Consider the following 21662-nt stretch of genomic DNA (forward strand, 5'->3'; position numbering starts at 1 on the left):
TTTATTATTAATCAATTTCAAGTCCACCGGTGTAGAGGCGGTAATAGGTGCCACGTTCTGCCATCAAGGAAGCATGGTTGCCTCGCTCGATGATACGTCCGTGGTCCATTACCATAATCACATCGGAATTGACAATCGTCGATAGACGGTGGGCGATAACGAAGACAGTCCGGCCTTCCATCAAGCGGTCCATCCCTTCTTGCACCATCTTCTCTGTCCGTGAGTCAATCGAAGACGTCGCTTCATCCAAAATCAAGACAGGCGCATTGGCAAGGGCTGCACGGGCAATGGCGATCAATTGTCGTTGACCATTTGATAGGCCAGCCCCATCATCTGTCAAGACTGTCTCATAGCCCTGATCCAAGTGCTTGACAAAGGAATCCACATTGGCAATCCGAGCTGCTTCAAGGATTTCTTCCCGTGTTGCATCAGCACGGCCATAAGCGATGTTTTCTGCAATCGTACCAGTGAATAAGTGGGTATCTTGAAGAACGATTCCGAGGGAACGACGCAGAGAATCTTTCTCAATCAATTTAATATCGATTCCATCATAAGTAATCATTCCTGATTGGATGTCATAGAAGCGGTTGATCAAGTTGGTAATGGTTGTCTTTCCTGCACCAGTCGCTCCGACAAAGGCCACTTTTTGCCCCTTATCCGCGTACAAGTTGATGCCATGAAGGATTTGTTTCTTCCCATCATAAGAGAAATCAACATCATCAAAGACCACATTTCCGACCATCTTGACAAGCTGGTAATCTCCATTTGGACGTGGGTGTTTCCAAGCCCATTTGTTGGTTTTCTGATCAGTTTCGACCATTTCTCCATCGACCAGTTCATAATTGACCAGCGTCACTTTTCCTTGGTCGACTTCTTCTTCTTCATCCAAGAGATCAAAGACACGATCTCCACCAGCCAAGGCCATGAGGACAAAGTTCAATTGTTGAGAGACCTGGGCAATGGGACCTGTGAAGGAACGGTTCAATTGCAGAAAGGCCATAAGACCACCAATGGTTAAACCACCGACGCCGTTTAGCGCAAAGAGTCCCCCGATCAAGGCTGTCAGAACAAAGGAAACATTTCCCAAGTTCCCAAGAATTGGCATGAGGACATTGGCATAGCGGTTGGCTTGGTAAGAGGATTCAAAGAGTTGATCATTGATGCGGTCAAAATCCTCAATGCTTTCGCTTTCATGCACAAAGGCCTTGACCACTTTTTGACCAGACATCATTTCTTCAATAAAGCCGTTCTCAATCCCCAAGTTCTTTTGTTGGGCGCCAAAGTAACGACCTGACTTGCCAGAGACATCCTTGATGATAAAGACCATGACGATGACCATGACAAGAACAATCAAGAACAAGAGCGGACTAACCGTCAGCATGGTAATCGTTACCCCAAGGATGGTAATCGCTGAGGATAAGAGTTGAGGAATGGATTGTTCAATCGCTTGGCGAAGAGCATCAATATCATTGGTATAGATAGACATGATGTCCCCGTGTTGGTGGGTATCAAAGTAACGAACTGGCAGTTTTTGCATGCGAGCAAACAACTGATTTCGAAGACTTCTAAGTGAGTCTTGTGAAACGGTCGCCATGATCAAGGTAAAGCCATAGTTAGCAAGGACCCCGATCAAACAGATCAAACCAACTCGTGTTAAGAAGGACAAGAGCGGTCCAAAATCATGGCTATTACTTGTCAGCATGGGCTCCACATAGACATCGACCAAGGACTGAATCGAAGCTGTCACATTAACCGTCGCAAGAGACGATAGAATGATTAAGATAAAGGAAACAATCAAGGATACCTTGTGGTTTTTCCAAAGGAAGTCGAGCAGGCGAAGGATAGAGCCTAGATTTGCTTTTTTCTTAGTTTTCATCTGCTTCTCCTTTCCCTTGTGTTTGCATTTCATATACTTCTTGGTAGATGGCATTGGTCGCAAGCAATTCCTCGTGACGACCGATCGCATCGATTTGACCATCATTCATCACGATAATACGATCTGCATCTTGAATAGAGGAAATCCGTTGACCAATGATGATTTTGGTGGTCTCTTTCAAGCTGGTTGCCAATCCTTGACGGATCAAACTATCCGTCTTGGTATCGACCGCTGAAGTCGAATCATCCAAGATCAAGATCTTGGGATTCATGAGAAGGGCACGCGCGATACAAAGACGCTGGCGCTGACCACCTGAGACATTGGATCCCCCACGCTCAATCATGGTGTCATAACCCTCTTTGAAATCTTGAATAAATTCATCTGCTTGGGCGATCTTACAAGCTGCGATGATCTCTTCATCCGTCGCATCCTTATTTCCCCAGCGCATATTTTCTTTAATCGTACCAGAGAACAGGACATTGGTCTGAAGAACCATGGCCACTTGCTTACGAAGGGAATCAAGATCGTATTCTTTGACATCGTGGCCTGCTACTGTCACCCGACCAGACTCAACATCATAGAGACGAGGAATCAACTGAACCAAGCTTGATTTCCCTGATCCTGTTCCTCCCAAGATACCAATAACTTCCCCTGAACGAATGGAAAGATTAATCCCTTGTAAGACATGGGTCTTGTCGCCATTTTCATCGGTATAAGCAAAGGTCACATCCTCAAAGTTGATGGATCCATCAGCGACTTCTTTGATCCCATTTTCTGGAGAGTCAATCGTCGTTTTGGTCGTTAAGACTTCATTGATCCGCTCGACAGAAGCCATGGAAATCGACAACATGACAAAGATCATCATAAACATCATGAGCGACATGAGAATGGTCATGGTGTAACTAAACATAGAGGTCAAATTCCCAGTAGAGAGTTGACCACCAACGATCAGATGTGCTCCAATCCAAGAAATCAAAAGGAAAGAAGCATACATGGAAAGCATCATAGCTGGGCTACTCAAGACAACGACACGGATAGCCTTCATAAACATGTTATAAATCAAACGCGAAGCCTTCTTGAATTTAACCGTTTCATCTGCTTCCTTAACGTAGGACTTCACCACCCGCATATTGGTGATGTTTTCTTGAATGCTGTTGTTGAGATTGTCATAAGCTTCAAATACTTCTGTGAAGAGCGGATACACAATCTTCATGATGATGCTTAAGACAGCTGCTAAAAAGATGGTCACATAGACAAAGATCATGGCCATTTCCGCATTGATCATGAAACAAGCCACAATGGCAAAGATCAAATTAAGCGGTGCCCGAACACAGATCCGAATGACCATTTGATAGGCATTTTGCACATTGGTCACATCCGTCATCATCCGAGTGACTAACCCACCTGATGAGAACTGATCAATATTCTCAAATGAGAAGGTTTGAACCTTTTTGAAAATGGCCCGACGAAGGTTTTTGGCAAAACCAGCCGATGCATAGGCGCCATAACGGGCAGACTGCATCCCACAAAAGAGGGAGAGAAAGGCACAGACCAGCATGAGCCCACCGTAAAACAAAATATTGTTCATGTTTCTTTGTTGAACACCCTGGTCCAAAAGACTCGCCATGACAAAGGGAATCGAAATCTCAAACATGACTTCAAAAACCATGAACAAGGAAGCCAAAATCGAGGGCTTCTTGAATTCTTTGATCTCGGAAATTAAGGATCGAATCATTATTACCTCCAATGTTATTCATACTTTTTCCTGCGGTAGAAGCAAAGCTTCTTTCCATCGAAAATAGGTCAAAACACACAAAATTCCCTGAGGGAAAGACCCTAGGGATTACGCATTTTTTATAGTCTTCATTGTAACCTAAATTACAAAAAAATGCAAGATTTTTAGACAGTGTCATTTTTTCTGTTTATTCAGTGCAAAAGAGGCTGGGACAAAAGTCCTAGCCTCTCAATTGTCTTTGGATTGTCGAGCAAGACGCAGTGGTTGAGTGGGCCCTACTACGCTGATTTCATCAGCTTTTACAGCCCTACTCAACTGTGCGGAGGTGGGACGACGAAATCGAATTCTAACGAATTACCAATTTCTGTCCCACTCTCTTTTTTATTTATTCAGCTAAGAGCACTTCTTTGATGGTTTGTTTTTGTAGTTTTCTGTTGGATAGATAAAAGAGGCTTTCGTAAACCACAGCAAAAGCAAGCAAGGTCCAGAAGCACACATTCCCATCAAAGTAATGCTCAATCTTTTCAGGAACCGTATCTTTGATCACACCGATCAAGATTTCCATAATGCCATATTGATAAGCCGTCCCAAGAACAAATCCTAAATAAGCCCAAAAACGATAGGGAGCGAGAATATGACTTTGGCATTCACGATTGGTGTAGCCAAAAGCCTTCATAAGAGCCAAGGTTTCGCGGCTTTCTGAGACCACAATCCCCAATGACAAAAAGAGAATCGAGAAAGAAAGGATCAAGCCAATCATAATCATCATGGTTTGGATGATGTCATCTGTATAATCTCTTAAGCCAAAGGACAATTGAACCATGGCCGCAAAACACATAGAGCCAAAGACAACAAAAAACAAGATCGATTTTCTCCCCCAAATCAGAGATGAGGACAGCTCTTTTAAGAAGTCTTTCTCTTTCTTAGGAGCCCGCTTTCTCCTTTGGACCTTGATTGGGGTTGGGGACTTTTTCAATAAGCGAAGTGCCGGCGTTTGTAATTGTCTTCTAGCATAGCCAATCGCGAGAAGCATAAAGAAGCTCGTTGGCAGGATCACCAAGGCAAGCAGGAGCTGCCAATGAAAATGAATGGTGATTTCTGGCAGGATCCCCTTCTCATTACGAAAGTCGTAAAAATGTCCCATCATAAGAAAAGAAGCAAAATAGCCAAGAAGCGCTCCAGCTCCAAAACTAAGTTCAAAGGCCCAAAATCGTTTAGCCAATTGGCCATTGCTATAGCCCAAAGCCTTTAAAATCCCTAATTGTTCCTTGTGGTCATCGACAAATTGTTTGATATAAAAACACATGAGAAGGACCGACGTCAAGGACAAGACGACCCCACTGACCATGGCCACCATCCAAGAAAGCGAAACCTGGGCATCATAGTAGGTCTGAATCATGGGATTGGTTTTCGAAATCTCCAACTGCTCGATGTCCAAGTAAAAATTTAAGAAGAGATTGGCCACAAAGACCGCACAAGCCCCAATGATACTGACGACAACTAATTTTCGAATATCTTTTACTGAAAACATGGCTTACCATCCAATCTCATAAGCAGTCTGAGGCTGATCATTGGTCACAACTTCGGTAATCTTGCCACTATTGACGCGAATGATGGTTCTGGCCATATCCGCAATATTTTGGTTGTGCGTCACCATGATGAGGGTAAAGCCCAGCTTTTCCTTCAGTTTCCAGATATAGTCCAGAATCTTGCGCCCTGTTTCTTCATCGAGAGCTCCCGTCGGCTCATCTAAGAAAAGAATCTCGGGCTTTTTGGCCAAGGCCCGGGCAATAGAGACTCTCTGCTGTTCCCCACCCGACAATTCACTTGGATACTTGTCTAGCTTATCGCCAAGTCCCAAATCTTCTATGATCTGCAAAAAATCATGATTGTTTGCCAGGTCAGCTCCCATCTTTACATTTTGTCTAACCGTTAGATTCGGCAATAGATAATACTGCTGGAAAATAAAAGCAATCTTCTCACGTCTAAAGTCCGTCAATTGAGCATCCGTGAGTTGTGATAAATCTTGTCCTTGAATGAGGATATGCCCCTCGTCCACCTTTTCTAAGCCTGATAACACATTTAAGAGAGTTGATTTCCCCGATCCAGAAGGACCGAGGATAACCACATCATCCTGGTCCTGAATCTGCAAACCAATCCCCTTTAAAACCTTGGTTTGGCCGTAACTTTTGTGTACATTTTCTAGTTGAATCATTTCTTTCCTACCATTTCTTTGATGAGAGATTGACAAACCTCTGTCAGTAATCCAATCACTTCTTCCATGCTGAACTGATAAATACCAGAAGCAACCATAGAGGCCATCCCGTGTGAGTAGATAAATAGATGCTGGTACAAGCGACCAGCCTCCTCTACAGTCAAAGGATAGTCTGCGACGATCGAATCCAGAACCAATTGGTAACTATGATCCTTCATGGGAAGAAAATCTTGAAAGCGACGAATCGGATCTTTGCTAGGATTTTGGAAAAGCAATTGAAAGAGTTGGGGCTCTTTTGAGGCGAAAAGGATATAAGCAACCCCGACAGATCGGAAAGGCTTTTCATCTTCTAAGGCCTTGCGAATATACTCCACCACGACCATCTCCGCCGCAGCAATAACCTCTGCTTGCAACTCAGCCATATTGGCAAATTGCCCAAAAATGACTCTCGGTGTGGCTCCCAGCTTCTCCGCTAATGCTCGAGCTGTCAAGCTAGCCATCCCCTCTTCTCTCACCAATTGTAAAGCGGTCCCAATGATAGCCTCTTTACTAAATTTAACCTTGGGTGGCATAAGACTCCTTTCGCGCAACTTCCGTTGCGCAACACTTGTTGCATAAAGAATATCATAAAAAAGAAAGACTTGTCAAGAAAAATCTGAAAACTACCAAACAAAAAACCAGACCACCGATAAGAGTGGAATCTGGTTTACTAACAAGATTCTAAGGCAAATCATTCCCTGCAGCCAAGTAGATTTGGTACCATTCCTTGCGAGTCAAAGTAACTGTTGCTGCTTTTCCTGCTTCAAGGACATGCTGGGGCTTGGTCGTTCCGATGACGGCCTGCATCTTACCAGGATAGCGGAGGACCCAGGCAAGGGCGATAGCTGTCGGAGTGACCTGGTATTTTTTCGCCAAGTCATTGAGGACGTGATTGAGGGCCGCAAACTCTTCCTTGCCGACAAAATTCCCCTTGAAATAACCATGCTGGAGGACAGACCAGGCCTGAATCACCGTATCAGTTAAGCGACAATACTCAAAGACACTGCCATCTCGCACGGCTGCTTTTGGCCCTTCCATGTTGACATGAAAACCAGCTTCAAAGCTCGGTGTAAAGGCGGCACTCAACTGCAACTGGTTGACCTTGAGAGGTTGTTTGACAGCCGTCTTAAGCAATTCCATCATCATGGGATTTTGATTGGACACCCCAAAATGACGAACCTTGCCCGCTTGCTCCAAGTGATCAAAAGCTTCCGCCACCTCTTCAGGTTCCATGAGGGCATCCGGTCGGTGAAGGAGGAGACTATCCAAGCGCTCGATCTGCAGACGCTCGAGGATGCCATCGACGGAATCCAAAATATAGTCCTTAGAAAAATCAAAATAGGTAAAGCCATCTTTGCGAATCCCACACTTGGACTGGATCCACATCTGGTTCCGTAGATCCGGACGACGCTTGAGAACCTTCCCCAGCAGGACCTCACACTGGCCATCGCCATAGATATCCGCTAGGTCAAAGGTGTTAATTCCAATCGACAAGGCTGCTTCCACTAAGGCCTCCACCTCATCTTCACTCATCTGGCTGATCCGCATCATCCCAAGGACAATCGTGGACAGACGCTCATTTTCAGCAAACTCAATATAGTTCATGTCCGCCTCCTTTTCTGTAGTTCTATTGTAGTGAAAAGGCTTGCAAAAGTCAATTTGCAATCAAAAAGCCCCCAGCGATATCTGAGGGCTTGTTTGATTAGCGATAGCTAAGAGCACGTTTGATGGTCTTCCATGGTCCGAGGTCATCGGTCTGAAGGATCAGGCTCGCATAGATACGGGCAATGAGCACTGTTCCCACGATGGTAAAGAGAACCGCAATTCCTAAAGAACCCCAAGATTCAAGACCAGTCGCATAGCCATTAATGGTACGGAAAGGCATGAAGAAGGTTGAGAAGAAAGGAATGTAGGAACCAATCTTTAATAAGAAGACGTCACCGGCACTTCCCAAGGTGGTTACCCCAAGGAAGCTAAAGATAACTAACATCATCAGTGGTGAAATCGCTTTTCCTGAATCTTCAGGTCGTGCAACTGTGGAGCCTAAGAAGGCAGAGAGCACCACATACATAAAGATCCCAAGGATAATGAAGAAGACGGTATTAAGCGAGATCGCTTCTGCTAGGTGTTGGGTAATTGGAGAGTTTGGAGCAAGAATATCCTTGACAACTGGGATATCTGCTCTAAAGATCCAAACAGCTACTAGCCCAACGACATAGACAAAAATATGGGTAAAAATCACTCCGAAGAGTCCGAGCATGCGTGCGAAGAAATAGTCGGTTGCTTTGATACTAGAGAAGACCACTTCCATGATCTTAGTTCCCTTTTCACTGGCTACTTCTTGGGCTGTGATACTAGAGTAGAAGATCAAAATCATATAAAGCAACATTCCCAAACCACCTGCAACCATGGTTTGCACCATTTTCAAGCCTTCTTTTTTCTCATCAATTTTTTCTTTGAGAGAAACCTGTTGAGACAAGGCTGTCAGTTGCTCTTTGCTTAGATTGGCACGCGCTAGATTGATTCCTTGTTGGACTTGGCTTAATTTCGCAGCGACAAGCGATTTCAAATCTGTTTTCATGGCTTGGTCGCCCACATAAGTGGCTTCTAGCTGCCCATCTTTTTCATCTACCGTTAGGTAAGCTGCTGCTTTCTCATCCTTGATAGCTTTTTTAGCTGCTGCTTCATCTTTGTAGTCCAAGGTCAAGCCATCGGTTCCTTTGAGGCTTTCTTTGACAGCTGGCACTTCTGTCACCAAGGCCACTTGGTTTTTGGCATCTGTAGAAGAACCTGTCAGATAACCGATTCCAATGCTCAATCCTAAAAAGAGGAAGGGACCGAAGACCATGAAGAGGAAACTCCATGATTTCACTTGTCTGATATAGGTTTCTTTCATTACGACAAACATCTGTTTCATACTTCTACTCCTGATTCAAGTTTAAAGATCTCATCAATAGTTGGGGCTTGGTGGTCAAAGGTTGCTAGGTAGTGGCCCTTGGTCAAGCGGTCAAATAATTCTGGACCAGCTGATGCATCATCCAAGATCAGCTTCCAAGTCCCTTGCTTGGTCATGCTGACCTTGGTCACGTGTGGCAGAGCTTCTAACTCTTCTTTGCTAAAGTCGTTTGAGACAAAGAGGCGAGTCTTGCCATAGCTATTCCGGACCTCTTGGACAGGCCCTGAAAGGACAACCGAACCATCACGGATCATTAGGATATCATCACACAACTCTTCGACATTGGTCATGACGTGGTCAGAAAAGATAATGGTTGCCCCACGCTCTTTTTCTTCAAAGATGACCTGCTTGAGCACTTCTGTATTGACCGGATCCAAGCCGCTAAAGGGTTCATCTAAAATGATCAATTTAGGCTCATGGATCAAGGTGATGATCAGTTGAACCTTCTGTTGGTTCCCTTTTGAGAGACTCTTGATTTTATCGGTCAATTTCCCTTTTACTTGGAGTTTTTCCATCCAGGTCGGTAATTTTTCCTTGACCTCAGCAGTGCTCATTCCTTTTAATGCAGCCAAATAGCGGACCTGCTCAAAAATCGTGAGTTTAGGCATGAGACTACGTTCTTCTGGCAAATAGCCAATTTCCTTGTAGGTTTCTTGGGTAATCGCTTTGCCACCTAGACGAATCTCACCGCTGTAGTCCAAAAAGTGCAAGATGCTGTGGAAAATAGTTGTTTTCCCGGCACCATTTTTCCCAACTAAGCCAAGGATATGACCTTGTTGTGCTGTCAGATCTACTCCGAAGAGAACCTGCTTATTCCCGAAGCTTTTTTCTAAATTTCTAATTTCTAACATGGATGACTCCTCTAATCTTTATAATAACGTTTGGTAATCTTGTATTGTGAGACCAAGATATAGATATAAATCAGTGATACAACAACTAAGGCTAATAATATATCTGTCTGGAAAATAATTCCAACTAAGAATATCACCATCAAGGATATTGGAAAGACATAATTGCTTAACTTAAAAACAATCTCGAAGTTCTCTTCATAGCAAATTTGTTTTTCTTCCTCATCCATCATACTCATCATTAATTCACGGGCTTCTGCACCACTAGCATTACGTGGAATCGCCTTTCCATAAATCTGTTTAAACGTTTTTCGAAACTGATGTTCCAGTCCAAAAGTGAGAACGATCAAGCCAAGGAAAACAATTGGGATGGTGTATTTTCCCAAAACACCTGATAGTTTTTCTTCATACACTAGTATTTGACAAGAAAAGAAAATCACTAATAGATATGGGACAATCATAACGCCTTTGAAAATCGTAGCCAAGTCATAGATTCTTCTCGTTTGACTTTCATAATGGTAGGCCTCCTCATCATCCTCTGTCTCCTCCATCTTCCGATGAGACTGGCGTGACAAGAATAGGAAGGTAGATGCAATTCCGAAGATGATTAGATATAAAATGGCAGACCCTATATAGAGCATTTCTCGATCAAAAAGTTTTTGAAATTCTATGGGATGATCTGAACCAACCAATCCTGTCAAAAATCCAATGATTCCTCCTAATAGGATCATAGCTATATTTCTCCAAAAACGGTAACGCGCTGACCTTTCTTTATATTTCTTTTTCATAATCATTCCTCTTCCTCTACTAGACTAAAGACATTTTCCACCGGTTCCCTGAAAATCTGGGCGATGGTGATGGCAATGATAACCGAAGGGGTGTATTCACCCCGCTCCAAGAGACTGATAGACTGGCGCGAGACACCTGCTAGCTTGGCTAGCTCGGATTGGTTGAGACCATCGCGCGCCCTCAGCTCTTTCAGTCGATTTTTTAAAATCATGGCTTTCGCCCCCTTATAGTTGAATATCTTGAATATCTTCGATACGGACTAATTTGGTTTCTCTTTGTTGTTTATTGGTCTCACGACTCAATTTGACCCAATCTTCATCGATATCTATAATCTCATATTCGGTTCCAAATCCATTTACTGTCACCTTGACCGTTTGGCCTTTTAATTCTTCTAAAAGTCTAGACATTTCTTGATTTCCTTTCACTTGTTTTTCTAATCTTTTAATACGTTTGTTCAACTTTTTTATCTTCTTTTCTGAGCTTGCATAAATGATAACCAGAAAAGGGATAAATAGAATCCATATAGCTCCCATAAGAATACCTCCCCTTCTTTCAACTAAAATTATTGTAACACTTCTTTTTCTTTTTGACAAGTATACTTGTCAAAAAAATAAAAATATTTGTCAAAAATAGAAGGATGGTTGACATGGATATTTTGAGGTAAGAAATAAAAGGCCCGCATTTGCGCACCTTTTAAAGATTCTTTTCTCCCTGCTATGAATCTGAAAAGACTTCCATAGTAAGAAATATGACTTTGGTCGCTACAAGATAATCTTACACGTGTTTAATCTCGATGAAGTCTAAACTAGTAGGACTAGGCTAGCTCTGATCATTTTCATCATCCTTGTTCCCTGCATCTTCCACAAGCCACAGCAAAGTAATGATCAACTCATCAACTTAAAAAACTTATCTACCACTCATATCTAGGAGGTTACCATGTCAACTATTCTTATTACCGTCCTTATTTTTTTAGCTGGACAAGGTCTTCGCTCCTACCTCAAGGGAAAAGGATCCTGCGGAGACTGCGAGTGTTCCTGCCCTATCAAAGACGAAATGCACCAATCGCATCGCCATCAGCAAAGAATAGGTGTGTACCAGAAATCAGAAACGTAAAAAACCATTGGTCAATTGAACCAATGGTTTTTCTATCCTCCTATTTAATTCTCTACGATATTAAAATCTTGGGGAGCTTTGACTTCTTTTATCTGGTTAATATCTCGATAAGTAAATTCAAAATGGTCTTCATTGTTCACCGTTCGCCCTTTATCATTTTTCAATTTGGTATCTAGTTGAATCCTAGCCTCGCTAGGAACTAATTTTTCTTCTTTATTTGAGGAGTCTTTCTTCATAGACAAATAAATGTGCAACTTGACGGACTGAATCTCATTTTTCGCTTTGGTGTAGAGCTCACTATCTAACAAAGTACTTTGAAATTCTCCAATTTGATCAATATCTTTCTTAACATCTCCCTTAAATTCAAGATAGATATACTGACCATCGATAGTTTTTTTAAATCGATCCGCATATTTTTCATAAAGTTTCAAAATGAGTTCATGACGTCCCACTTCTGGATCTTTTATATTTTGATATTTCAGGGCTGGTTCTGTAACTTCTTCCACTCTATCCCAAGTCCAACTATCGTCTCCCTTCTTTATTTTTTTATACAGAACCCCTTTTTCAGGAGAATATAGTCTCAAAATGGTATCCCCATATCCTGTAGAACCTATTTTATTGGCAAGACTTCGAAAATGGTCTGAATCACTGTCTGTCGTAGATCCATTTCCTCCATCTTTCGTATAAAATTCATTATATACTTGAGGGTCAAACTGAATTTTCCCATGTCGTAAGGTTGTTTCATACATTAGTGATTGTGAACCTTTTACCTCAAGTAGATTCTTTCGATAAATTTTACTGACATATTCCATGTTTTTTGCATCTCTCATGGCTTGGATATACGTTTTCACATCTTTACTCCCACTATCTTGTGTCGTATCCTTTGAAGGGGTTTTAGCCGATTTACAAGCTGAAAGGAATAGACAAGCAAGAAGAGATAAGAAAAACACTAATAATTTTCTTTTATGTTTCATATCTTCACTCCTTTTGAACTAAATACCACCTAATTTTTCAACAGCCTCTGGTACTTCTACTTGGACACCAGTATTTTGTTTTGAATAGGTAATTTTACACGTTAATTTTTCTTTCGCAAAAGATGAATTAGAAGTACAAGTATAAGTAACACCTAAAGGTGTCAAGTTCTCCTTAGAAACGATGAGGTCTATCTGGTAGCTCCCTTCTGAATTTTCAAAATAACTAACTCCTATGGGAACAGGGCCTTGTAACACGGCGTTATTTGGTTCTAGTAAATGATTTACATCCTTACTCTTATAGGTTAAGACATACTGGTCCTTTTTCTTGGTCACTTCAAACTTGTCTTTCTGTGTCTGAAAGAAGCGTATGGCTTCTTGATTTACCCCCACAGGTTGTTTATTCTCTTGAGAATAAGAAAACATTTCCCACTCTGATGAGTCTTTTGGTCTAGAATACTCATGAAAGGCATCGTAATACTCTTCTTGACTCGTACCGTTGTTCGTATATAGTCCACGTACCCTCACTGGTTTTAATTCAAAGGATCCTTCAAAAGTCGGAGTATATACTGCGTGTGTATTCCCATCACTTGTTGGTTCACTAAACTTTCTCTCAATCTTACTCTCCAGTTTGATTTCGCCATTTTTCAAGTGTTCAAAGGCTTCTAACCCCTTTTCGATGATTTGTTCTTGGCTTAGTTCCTTTGAATTTCCCTTCTTGCCCTCAGCCTGTTGACATCCAACTAGACTAACTACTGCCAATAAACCAACAAGTGACAAGATAGGTTTTCTTATATTAAACATCCCCATTTTCCTTCCTTTTTTCAGTAAATCTACTAATGTTTATTCTTCTATTATAAACGATTCTATGATCTTTGTAAATCCTTTCACAAGCTTGTAAAAAGATTGTAATTTTTTAAATACAAAACAAAAACAGCTAAGAGCATGTCTCAACTGTTTTGATCTATATCTTAACGCACTTCTGCATTGACTTTTTCTTCAAGTGAAGCTTGGATTTTTTCCATATAGCGTGCGACTTCTTCATCCGTCAAGCTATCTTCTGGATTTTGGAAGGTCAAACTGTAGGCCATAGACTTCATGCCAAGTCCTAGTTTTTCACCTGAGAAGACGTCAAAGAGTTTGATGTCTGTCAAGCGTTTCACGCCAGCAGCTTGAATCGCATCAACCACTTCTTGGTGGGTCACTTCTGCTTTGAGGAGAAGGGCGATATCACGGCTCACGGCTGGGAATTTAGTGATTTCCACAAAGGCTGCGGCTGGTTGAAGAGCTGCTTCAATAGCAGATAAGTTCAATTCTGCCACATAGGTTTCTGGGATATCATAAGCCTTAGCTGTTACAGGGTGGACTTGTCCCAAGACCCCAATCACCTGATCACCAAGTGAGATCAAGGCTGTCCGCCCTGGGTGGAGACTCTTGATTTCTTGTGTTGCTGTATAAGTCACATCAAGACCCAAGCGAGCAAAGAGGGCTTCCAAGATTCCCTTAGCATAGAAGAAGTCAACTGGAACAGCTGCAGTTTGGAAGTCTTTTTCAGCGACTAGGCCAGTTAAAGCAAAGGCAAAGCTGTTGATTTCGTTTGGCAATTCTTCTTTTGGATTACCTGTCTGTTCAAATACTTTTCCGATCTCGTAGAGGGCCAAATCTTTGTTCTTGCGAGCGACGTTGTAAGCTACGGTATCTAAGATCCCTGAGATCATATTTTGACGGAGGACTGAACGATCCACAGTCATTGGCCACATGAGCTCTGTTAAGTTACTTGGCGCAGTCGTGAACTCCACTGCTTTTTCAGGAGTTGTCAGAGCATAGGTGATGATTTCTGTCAAACCAGCACCTTCAGCAATGGTCCGAACTTGGCGACGCAATTTTTGAGTCGCTGTCAATTCACCTGCTGTCCCGTCATCTTTTGGAAGGGTTGCTGGTAATTTGTCATAACCATAAATCCGAGCAATTTCTTCAAAGAGGTCCGCTTCGATAGTGATGTCCCAACGGCGACGAGGAACGCTGACTGTGAAGCTTTCTGCATTTCCAGAAAGGCCAAAACCAAGACGACGGAAGACATCTTCGACATCCGCGTAGGAAAGCTCTGTTCCAAGGACACGGTTCACGTCTGCAAGAGTAGAAGAAACTTCCACATCTGAAGTATCCAACTGGCCTGCTGAAACAATGCCCTTACGCACGGTCGCACCAGCAAGCTCTGCAATCATGGTTGCTGCCGCATCAAGGGCTTCATTAACGGTTGCCACGTTGATCCCTTTTTCAAAGCGAGAAGATGATTCAGAGCGTAGGTTGAGACGACCACTTGTCTTACGGATAGATTTGCCATTGAAGACAGCAGCTTCAAGAACTACATGAGTAGACTTTTCAGAGATTTCTGTAGCCTCTCCCCCCATGACACCTGCAAGGGCAACAGGTTTGTCAGCAACCGTAATCACGAGGTCACTTGTTTCCAACTCACGCTCTTCCCCATCCAAGGTCACTAATTTCTCACCTGCACGCGCTTCACGTACACGGATGTCATTTCCTTCAAAGGTATCCAAGTCAAAGGCATGCATAGGCTGACCAAAGTAAAGCAAGATATAGTTGGTCACGTCAACCACATTATTGATGGGACGGATGCCTTCATTCATGAGGAGGTTTTGCAACCATTGTGGACTTGGTGCGATAGTTACATTGTCCAAGATACGAGCTGCATAATAAGGAGCCTTATCTGTGTCGATGCTGACAGAAAGAGCATCCGCTGCAACTTGGTCTGTTTCTGTTAAAGTAAATTCTTTGAAGTTGACTGCCTTGTCATAGATGGCTGCTACTTCATGTGCTACCCCACGCATCGAAAGAGCATCTGCACGGTTTGGAGTGATAGAAAGCTCGATGATTTCATCATCCAAGTCTAGATAGGAGAAGACTTCCTCACCTGGAACAGCAGTTTCAGGCAAGATTTGGATGCCATCTGCAAATTCTTTCGGTACAACGGAGTCAGAAATCCCTAATTCACCAAGTGAACAGATCATTCCGAGCGACTCCAACCCACGGATTTTCCCTTTTTTAATCTTGTAATTATCTGCGATGCGAGCACCTGGAAGAGCCACCATCACCTTGATGCCTGCTCGCACATTTGGTGCTCCACAGACGATTTGACGCGCTTCTTCTTCACCCACATTAACTTGGCAGACATGCAAGTGTGTTTCGGGTACATCTTCACAAGACAAGACTTCACCGACGACAATTTTTGAGAGACCAGCAGCAGGTGATTCCACACCTTCTACCTCGATCCCTGTGGTTGACATTTTTTCAGCCAACTCTTCTGATGGCACATCCACGTCCACCAATTGTTTTAACCATTTATATGATACTAACATAATTCCGATCATAAGATCCCACTAGGTGAGATCTTCTCAATTCCTTTCTCTCAATTTGAACCCACAATTAAGCTTACGGATTATCCTTCAAATGCTTGCGCAACAACCAGTCTGTATCCACGGTATCTCCGGTGATATACTGGTGTTCACTAAATCGTTCAAATCCAAAGCGGTAGTAAAAATCTTGCGCCTTAAAGTTGCGTTCCCATACACCTAGCCAAGCCCACTCAAAGCCACGACTCTTGGCTTGATCCAGCGCAAAGCTAAACATTTCCTTGCCGAAACCAGCCCCTTGACATTCCTTCTTGACATAGATCCGTTGGATCTCAAAGGACTTATCCATCTCTACTGGCTCGGTCTGCGCCTGACCCCAGTTGATCTTGAGAAAACCACAGATTTCTTGATCTTCATTGAGGACAAAATAGGTTTCAGATTCTGGATCTAGCAGATCCTTCTCGATTTGCTCCAAAGAGAGCACAGTAGAGAAGTAATCTTCCAAATCTTCCTCAACAATATAGGGACCAAAGGTATCCCCATAGGTTTCCACTTCTAGGTCACGTAAGGTCTCTAATTGATCGATTTTTACTCTAACTAACATGATTATTTAAACTGTTCTGAGAAGCGAACATCTCCTTGATAGAAGCCACGGATATCATTGATTCCGTAACGAAGCATGGCCACACGCTCTTGACCAAGTCCAAAGGCAAATCCTGAATAGATTGTTGGATCAATCCCACTCATCTCAAGGACCCGTGGGTGAACCATACCGGCTCCCATGATTTCAATCCAACCAGTTTTCTTACATACGTTACATCCCGCTCCACCACATTTGAAGCAAGAGACATCGACCTCAACAGATGGCTCAGTGAATGGGAAGTAAGAAGGACGCAAACGGATTTGACGTTCTGCACCAAACATCTTTTGCACGATCAATTGAAGCGTTCCTTGAAGGTCGGCCATAGAAATGCTTTTCCCAACAACCAAGCCTTCGATTTGATGGAATTGGTGGCTGTGGGTCGCATCATCCGTATCCCGACGGAAAACCCGCCCTGGAGAGATCATCTTCAATGGTCCCTTGCTAAAGTCATGCGCATCCATAGCCCGCGCCTGTACAGGTGAAGTATGGGTCCGAAGCAAGATTTCTTCTGTGATATAGAAGGTATCCTGCATATCCCGCGCTGGGTGATCTTTAGGCAGATTCATCCGTTCAAAGTTATAATAGTCTTGCTCCACTTCAAAGCCGTCAACGACTTGATACCCCATCCCGATAAAGATATCTTCGATTTCTTCACTGGTTTGGGTCAAAATATGACGGTAACCACTAGCAACTGGACGACCTGGAAGGGTCACATCGATGCTTTCGCTAGCTAGTTTAGCTTGGACTTTCTTTTCTTCCAAGAGTTTGGCTGATTCTTCAAAGGCAGCCGTCAAGACATCACGGGCTTCATTGACGTGTTTTCCAATAACCGGACGCATCTCAGCAGAGACATCCTTCATCCCTTTAAGAATTTCCGTCAGAGATCCTTTCTTCCCAAGAACAGAGACCCGTAGTTCTTGCATCTCTTTTTTATTTTCAGCAGAGATCTGCTTCAAGGCTGCCAGCGTTTCTTCTCGAAGCGCTTTTAGTTGTTCTTCAATCGTTGACATATTTCCTCCATCATGGTCCACCTACAGACATAGAAAAAAACCGCGTGCCTTCTCCTAATCGGAGCGTTGACACGCGGTACCATCCGTTTTTTATCTGTAAACCAGACCTTAATTTCTAAATCCTTGCGCAAGTGAATTCACCCAGCTTTCATGCAAAGAGCTTTCAGTCACGGCTCTTCTCCCTGTCGCACTTCCCTTGAGGTACTAGTCTTGCAGATTTCTATTCAATTACTATCTAGTTTATCAGATTTTTAGTTAAAAAACAAGTTAGATGAGACTAATTTCAATAGAAGAAGGAACAGGACGTAATGCATTATCTATTTGCCTGGTCGGTTTCATCTGCATTCCTTTTCAATAGAAGAGTTGCTGCTTGGTTAAAACCATCACACCAGTTATACCATTTTGCTTCATACTCATCTTGAGGTAAGATACGATTTTTTAAATCCAAGACAGAGTCTATCTTTCTTTCCTCGCAAGCTTGCGCATAGAGAGCATACAAGTCATCGCCACCATCTCTATCAAACTCAGCAGAAATCGTATCCCGACCTGCCAATAAAGCCTGATAAGCCCTGTGATGCCCGTCTGTAATCAAGAAGCGATTTCCAAATGCAAGTACACTAATTGGATCCACATTGATGATGTCTGCCGACTGATCCAGCATCTGGATAGCTTGTAACTTCTTTTCTGATAAATATAGTTGGGTCGGATGAAGATCTGTTATCTTGACTTCCATATCTTTCTCCTCTACCATGAGTAACATAGTTGGTCATGAGCACTGGTAGACATTTTTAAAGGTCACGATTTAAAGACCTGCCAAAGCCAACTTCCCCTGCCATTCTTGTGATTCGTTTCCTTTTTATTTAATGACTTGTCCAGCATCTTTCAAGACAGATTCTGGAATAGTAATGCCTAATTCATCTGCGACTTTTTTATTGATGACAGATTTTCCTTGGCTAAAGATTTCAACTGGTGTATCCGCAGGTTTTTGACCTTTCAAGATCTTCGCAGCCATTTTACCAGTTGCTACTCCAAGATCGTGTTGGTCGACAACGACTGAACCTAAACCACCAGCTTCGACCATGGCTGTCGCACTTGGGAAGATTGGTTTTTTAGCTGTTTTGTTGGCTTCGACAACTGTTGAGAAGGCTGAAGCGATGGTATTGTCGATTGGAACCCAGATAGCATCGACTTTGCCTGACATTACAGACACGGTAGAAGCAATTTCATTTGTAGAAGGTACAGAATAAGGAACCACCTTGTAACCTGCTTTTTCAGCCAATTTTGTAAATTCTTCTACTTGAGATTTGGAATTATCCTCACTGGTTGAGTACAGGATCCCTATTGTTTTCACGTTCGGAGTCAACTCTTTGATCAATTTCAACTGTTGCTCAGTTGGATTATGGTCAGATACCCCAGTGATATTGCCACCTGGTTTTTTCAAATCTTTGACCAAGTTTGCGCCGACCGGATCAGTGACAGCTCCCATAACGATTGGTTTGTCTTTGGTTGCACTAGCCAAACCTTGAGCAGATGGAGTTGCAATTCCAATCAAGACTTGGTTATCCTTGTCTACCAATTGTTTACTCATGGTTGCAACTTTGTTTTGGTCGCCTTCAGCATTAAGGAAATCAATGTCCACTTTGTCCTTGTCATAACCTTCTTCAGCTAAACCATCTTGAATCCCCTTGTAGATCAAATCAAGCGAAGGGTGGCTGACCAACTGCAAGACCCCAACTTTAGCCTTTTCATTGCTGCTTGCTGCCTTGTTGTCTTTACCTGCTGTAGCTGAATAGATCGCTGTCCCAATGACTGCAGCTGCAATCAAACCAATAATTCCCATTAAACGTTTATTTTTCATTTTTAATACCTCTTCTATTTTTCATTTTCTTCTTTTTTTCCATCATCTAAAGACTGCGACGCCATCGTTTCTTCATATCTTTTCTCCCTTCTCATCTAAAACAAAAAACACACCCACACATAGCAAAAGCTATGTGAGGACGTGTCATCGCGGTGCCACCTCACTTATGGGAAAAAGATAGTCTCCCCCATATCTCTGTCTTGTCTAGCAACAAGTTGCACGATAAGGTGTGCCAACCGAATTTTTATTGTTTCAAATTCATCTCATCATTAGTCCAATTTCATAAACTGCCGCTACCCACTCTCAGCAACCGTGGGCTCTCTTGAAACTTTCATTTACTACTTTTCTAATTTCTTACATTTTAAAATTTTCTTTCAAAAATGTCAATACTTTTTCTGCATTTTTTTGAAAACGTTCGCATTTTCTCTTCATTTTCTATTGAACAGCTTCTAGCTTCTCTCTGGGATTTCCGCTCTAATTTTGATATAATTTACTAGAATAAACGCTAGAATGATGAGGAATCCCATGTCTTTTGATGGATTTTTTTTACACCATATGGTGCAAGAATTGAAGGCCGAACTCTTGAGTGGCCGCATTCAAAAAATTAACCAACCCTTCGAGCAAGAATTGGTGCTCCAAATCCGAGGCAATCGAAAAAACCAAAAACTCTTGCTCTCTGCCCATTCTGTCTTCGGACGGATCCAACGGACCCAGACCAACTTTGAAAATCCTGCCTTTCCCAATACCTTTATTATGGTTATGCGCAAATATCTTCAAGGCGCTGTCATTGAAGGGATTGAGCAAATGGAGAACGACCGGATTCTTGAAATCCGTGTCTCCAATAAAAACGAAATTGGAGATGCCATTTCTGTCAGCCTCATGATCGAAATCATGGGCAAGCACAGTAATATTATTCTCCTGGACCGCACCAGCAATAAAATCATCGAAGCCATTAAACATGTCGGTTTCTCACAAAATAGCTACCGGACCATTCTCCCTGGATCAACCTATGTAGCTCCTCCGAAAACCGACGCGGTCAATCCTTTTACAATTGGAGATGAAGCCCTTTTTGCCCTTCTTCACAAGGAAGAGTTAAGCCCAAAAAACCTTCAAAAATGTTTCCAAGGTTTGGGGCGAGATACGGCTCAAGAATTAGCCAAGCGACTTGAGACGGATGAAAAATTAAAAACCTTCCGTGCCTTTTTCGAGGCACCTTCTGAGCCACGCCTAACGACCAAATCCTTCTCGGCTATCCCCTTTGCGGATGCGTCGAGTCAAACATTTGAGACACTTTCAGATCTACTGGATGACTATTACCGAGACAAGGCTGAGCGCGATCGGGTGCAACAACAGGCCAGTGAATTGATCCGCAAGGTCGAAAACGATCTTGAAAAGAACCGAAAAAAATTAGCCAAGCAAGAGGCGGAGTTAGCGGCGACCGACAATGCGGAAGAATTCCGCCAAAAAGGAGAATTACTGACAACCTTCCTCCATCAGGTACCAAACGACCAAGACCAGGTTGTCCTGGACAATTACTATACCAACGAGCCCATTACCATCCAACTCAACAAGGCCCTGACCCCCAATCAAAATGCCCAACGCTACTTTAAACGCTACCAGAAGTTAAAAGAAGCCGTCAAACATTTGACCATCCTCATTCAAGAAACCAAGGAAACCATTTCTTATCTTGAAACGGTTGAAACGGCCCTTTCTCAAGCGAGCCTGGCTGAGGTGGCAGAGATTCGTGAAGAGTTAATCCAGACCGGCTTTATCAAACGGCGCAACCGAGAAAAAATCCATAAACGGAAAAAACCAGAAAAATACTTGGCTAGTGATGGCAAAACCATCATTTTAGTGGGTCGCAATAATCTGCAAAACGATGAACTGACCTTTAAGATCGCTAAAAAAGACGAGCTCTGGTTCCATGCCAAAGATATCCCAGGCAGCCATGTCGTCATTACAGGAAATCTCGATCCAACGGATGAAGTGAAGACCGAGGCCGCAGAGTTGGCCGCCTACTATTCCAAGGCCCGTCTCTCAAACTTGGTCCAAGTAGATATGATCGAAGCCAAGAAACTCAATAAACCAACAGGTGGAAAGCCCGGCTTTGTCACCTACACCGGCCAGAAGACTCTGCGGGTCACCCCAGAAGAAGAAAAAATCAAAGCCATGAAACTAACAGACTGATTTCAAAAATAAAAGGTTGAGCAACGCTCAACCTTTCGTGTTGAAGATAAT

Annotated in this window: 19 protein-coding genes, 1 pseudogene and 1 other annotated feature; of the genes and pseudogenes, 2 read left to right on the forward strand and 18 right to left on the reverse strand. The window is 42.8% G+C overall.

Annotated features, from left to right (window positions below; translation table 11 throughout):
• Positions 1-7 precede the first annotated feature (7 nt).
• The 11 genes from QM351_RS04120 to QM351_RS04170 form a co-directional block, all read right to left on the reverse strand.
• Positions 8-1876 carry an ABC transporter ATP-binding protein gene (locus QM351_RS04120; RefSeq protein ID WP_003011452.1) on the reverse strand — a complete coding sequence of 623 codons (1869 nt, stop codon included), beginning with the start codon at positions 1874-1876 and terminating at the stop codon, positions 8-10.
• Complete coding sequence (locus QM351_RS04125) at positions 1866-3611, reverse strand: ABC transporter ATP-binding protein (protein WP_003010911.1); 1746 nt, start codon at positions 3609-3611, stop codon at positions 1866-1868. The genes QM351_RS04120 and QM351_RS04125 overlap by 11 nt, the downstream gene beginning before the upstream one ends.
• Before the next feature lie 385 nt (positions 3612-3996).
• Complete coding sequence (locus tag QM351_RS04130; RefSeq protein WP_414326681.1) at positions 3997-5142, reverse strand: FtsX-like permease family protein; 1146 nt, start codon at positions 5140-5142, stop codon at positions 3997-3999.
• Between the two features lie 3 nt (positions 5143-5145).
• Positions 5146-5826 (reverse strand): ABC transporter ATP-binding protein, encoded by a 681-nt coding sequence (locus tag QM351_RS04135; RefSeq protein WP_003011428.1) that lies wholly within the window; start codon positions 5824-5826, stop codon positions 5146-5148.
• Entirely contained in the window at positions 5823-6398 is a 576-nt protein-coding gene (locus QM351_RS04140; protein WP_003010958.1) for a TetR/AcrR family transcriptional regulator, read from the reverse strand. The genes QM351_RS04135 and QM351_RS04140 overlap by 4 nt, the downstream gene beginning before the upstream one ends.
• Positions 6399-6546: 148 nt before the next feature.
• The gene (locus QM351_RS04145) at positions 6547-7470 is read right to left on the reverse strand and encodes an aldo/keto reductase (RefSeq protein WP_003010982.1); all 924 of its coding nucleotides are present in this window, start codon (positions 7468-7470) and stop codon (positions 6547-6549) included.
• A gap of 97 nt (positions 7471-7567) precedes the next feature.
• Complete coding sequence (locus QM351_RS04150) at positions 7568-8782, reverse strand: ABC transporter permease (protein WP_003011195.1); 1215 nt, start codon at positions 8780-8782, stop codon at positions 7568-7570.
• Positions 8779-9672, reverse strand: a complete 894-nt coding sequence (locus QM351_RS04155; RefSeq protein WP_003011119.1) for an ABC transporter ATP-binding protein — start codon at positions 9670-9672, stop codon at positions 8779-8781. Before QM351_RS04155 ends, QM351_RS04150 begins: the two co-directional genes overlap by 4 nt.
• A gap of 11 nt (positions 9673-9683) precedes the next feature.
• On the reverse strand, positions 9684-10463 hold the full coding sequence (locus QM351_RS04160) for a DUF3169 family protein (protein ID WP_414326684.1): 780 nt from the start codon (positions 10461-10463) through the stop codon (positions 9684-9686).
• On the reverse strand, positions 10460-10669 hold the full coding sequence (locus QM351_RS04165; protein WP_003011455.1) for a helix-turn-helix transcriptional regulator: 210 nt from the start codon (positions 10667-10669) through the stop codon (positions 10460-10462). Before QM351_RS04165 ends, QM351_RS04160 begins: the two co-directional genes overlap by 4 nt.
• A 13-nt stretch (positions 10670-10682) precedes the next feature.
• Positions 10683-10991 (reverse strand): hypothetical protein, encoded by a 309-nt coding sequence (locus QM351_RS04170; protein ID WP_003011369.1) that lies wholly within the window; start codon positions 10989-10991, stop codon positions 10683-10685.
• Positions 10992-11394: 403 nt separating this feature from the next.
• On the opposite strand from QM351_RS04170, the pseudogene QM351_RS04175 reads away from it, so the two are divergent.
• A pseudogene (locus QM351_RS04175) lies at positions 11395-11529 on the forward strand (FeoB-associated Cys-rich membrane protein); the annotation flags it as partial.
• Positions 11530-11615: 86 nt separating this feature from the next.
• Here QM351_RS04175 and QM351_RS04180 read toward each other — a convergent pair.
• The 7 genes from QM351_RS04180 to trpX all read right to left on the reverse strand — a co-directional run bounded on the left by QM351_RS04180 (position 11616) and on the right by trpX (position 19424).
• Positions 11616-12545, reverse strand: a complete 930-nt coding sequence (locus tag QM351_RS04180; RefSeq protein ID WP_070595039.1) for a hypothetical protein — start codon at positions 12543-12545, stop codon at positions 11616-11618.
• Between the two features lie 18 nt (positions 12546-12563).
• On the reverse strand, positions 12564-13346 hold the full coding sequence (locus QM351_RS04185) for a DUF6612 family protein (RefSeq protein ID WP_141751592.1): 783 nt from the start codon (positions 13344-13346) through the stop codon (positions 12564-12566).
• A gap of 167 nt (positions 13347-13513) precedes the next feature.
• On the reverse strand, positions 13514-15919 hold the full coding sequence (gene pheT, locus QM351_RS04190) for a phenylalanine--tRNA ligase subunit beta (protein WP_414326721.1): 2406 nt from the start codon (positions 15917-15919) through the stop codon (positions 13514-13516).
• A gap of 73 nt (positions 15920-15992) precedes the next feature.
• Positions 15993-16517, reverse strand: coding sequence for a GNAT family N-acetyltransferase (locus QM351_RS04195; RefSeq protein ID WP_272107243.1), 525 nt, complete (start codon positions 16515-16517; stop codon positions 15993-15995).
• 2 nt (positions 16518-16519) lie between these two features.
• On the reverse strand, positions 16520-17566 hold the full coding sequence (gene pheS / locus QM351_RS04200) for a phenylalanine--tRNA ligase subunit alpha (protein ID WP_031574521.1): 1047 nt from the start codon (positions 17564-17566) through the stop codon (positions 16520-16522).
• A 313-nt stretch (positions 17567-17879) separates the two neighbouring features.
• Positions 17880-18299 (reverse strand): chromosome partitioning protein ParB, encoded by a 420-nt coding sequence (locus QM351_RS04205; protein ID WP_414326685.1) that lies wholly within the window; start codon positions 18297-18299, stop codon positions 17880-17882.
• 123 nt (positions 18300-18422) lie between these two features.
• The gene (gene trpX / locus QM351_RS04210) at positions 18423-19424 is read right to left on the reverse strand and encodes a tryptophan ABC transporter substrate-binding protein (RefSeq protein WP_024055230.1); all 1002 of its coding nucleotides are present in this window, start codon (positions 19422-19424) and stop codon (positions 18423-18425) included.
• A gap of 132 nt (positions 19425-19556) precedes the next feature.
• Positions 19557-19788: a binding site (T-box leader), on the reverse strand.
• Between the two features lie 161 nt (positions 19789-19949).
• Between trpX and QM351_RS04215 the strand changes: the two genes are divergently transcribed.
• Positions 19950-21611 (forward strand): NFACT family protein, encoded by a 1662-nt coding sequence (locus QM351_RS04215; protein WP_414326686.1) that lies wholly within the window; start codon positions 19950-19952, stop codon positions 21609-21611.
• Positions 21612-21662 lie beyond the last annotated feature (51 nt).

Origin of the sequence: Streptococcus parasanguinis, assembly GCF_047465465.1 — a bacterium.
GTDB classification, from domain to species: Bacteria; Bacillota; Bacilli; order Lactobacillales; family Streptococcaceae; genus Streptococcus; species Streptococcus parasanguinis_AI.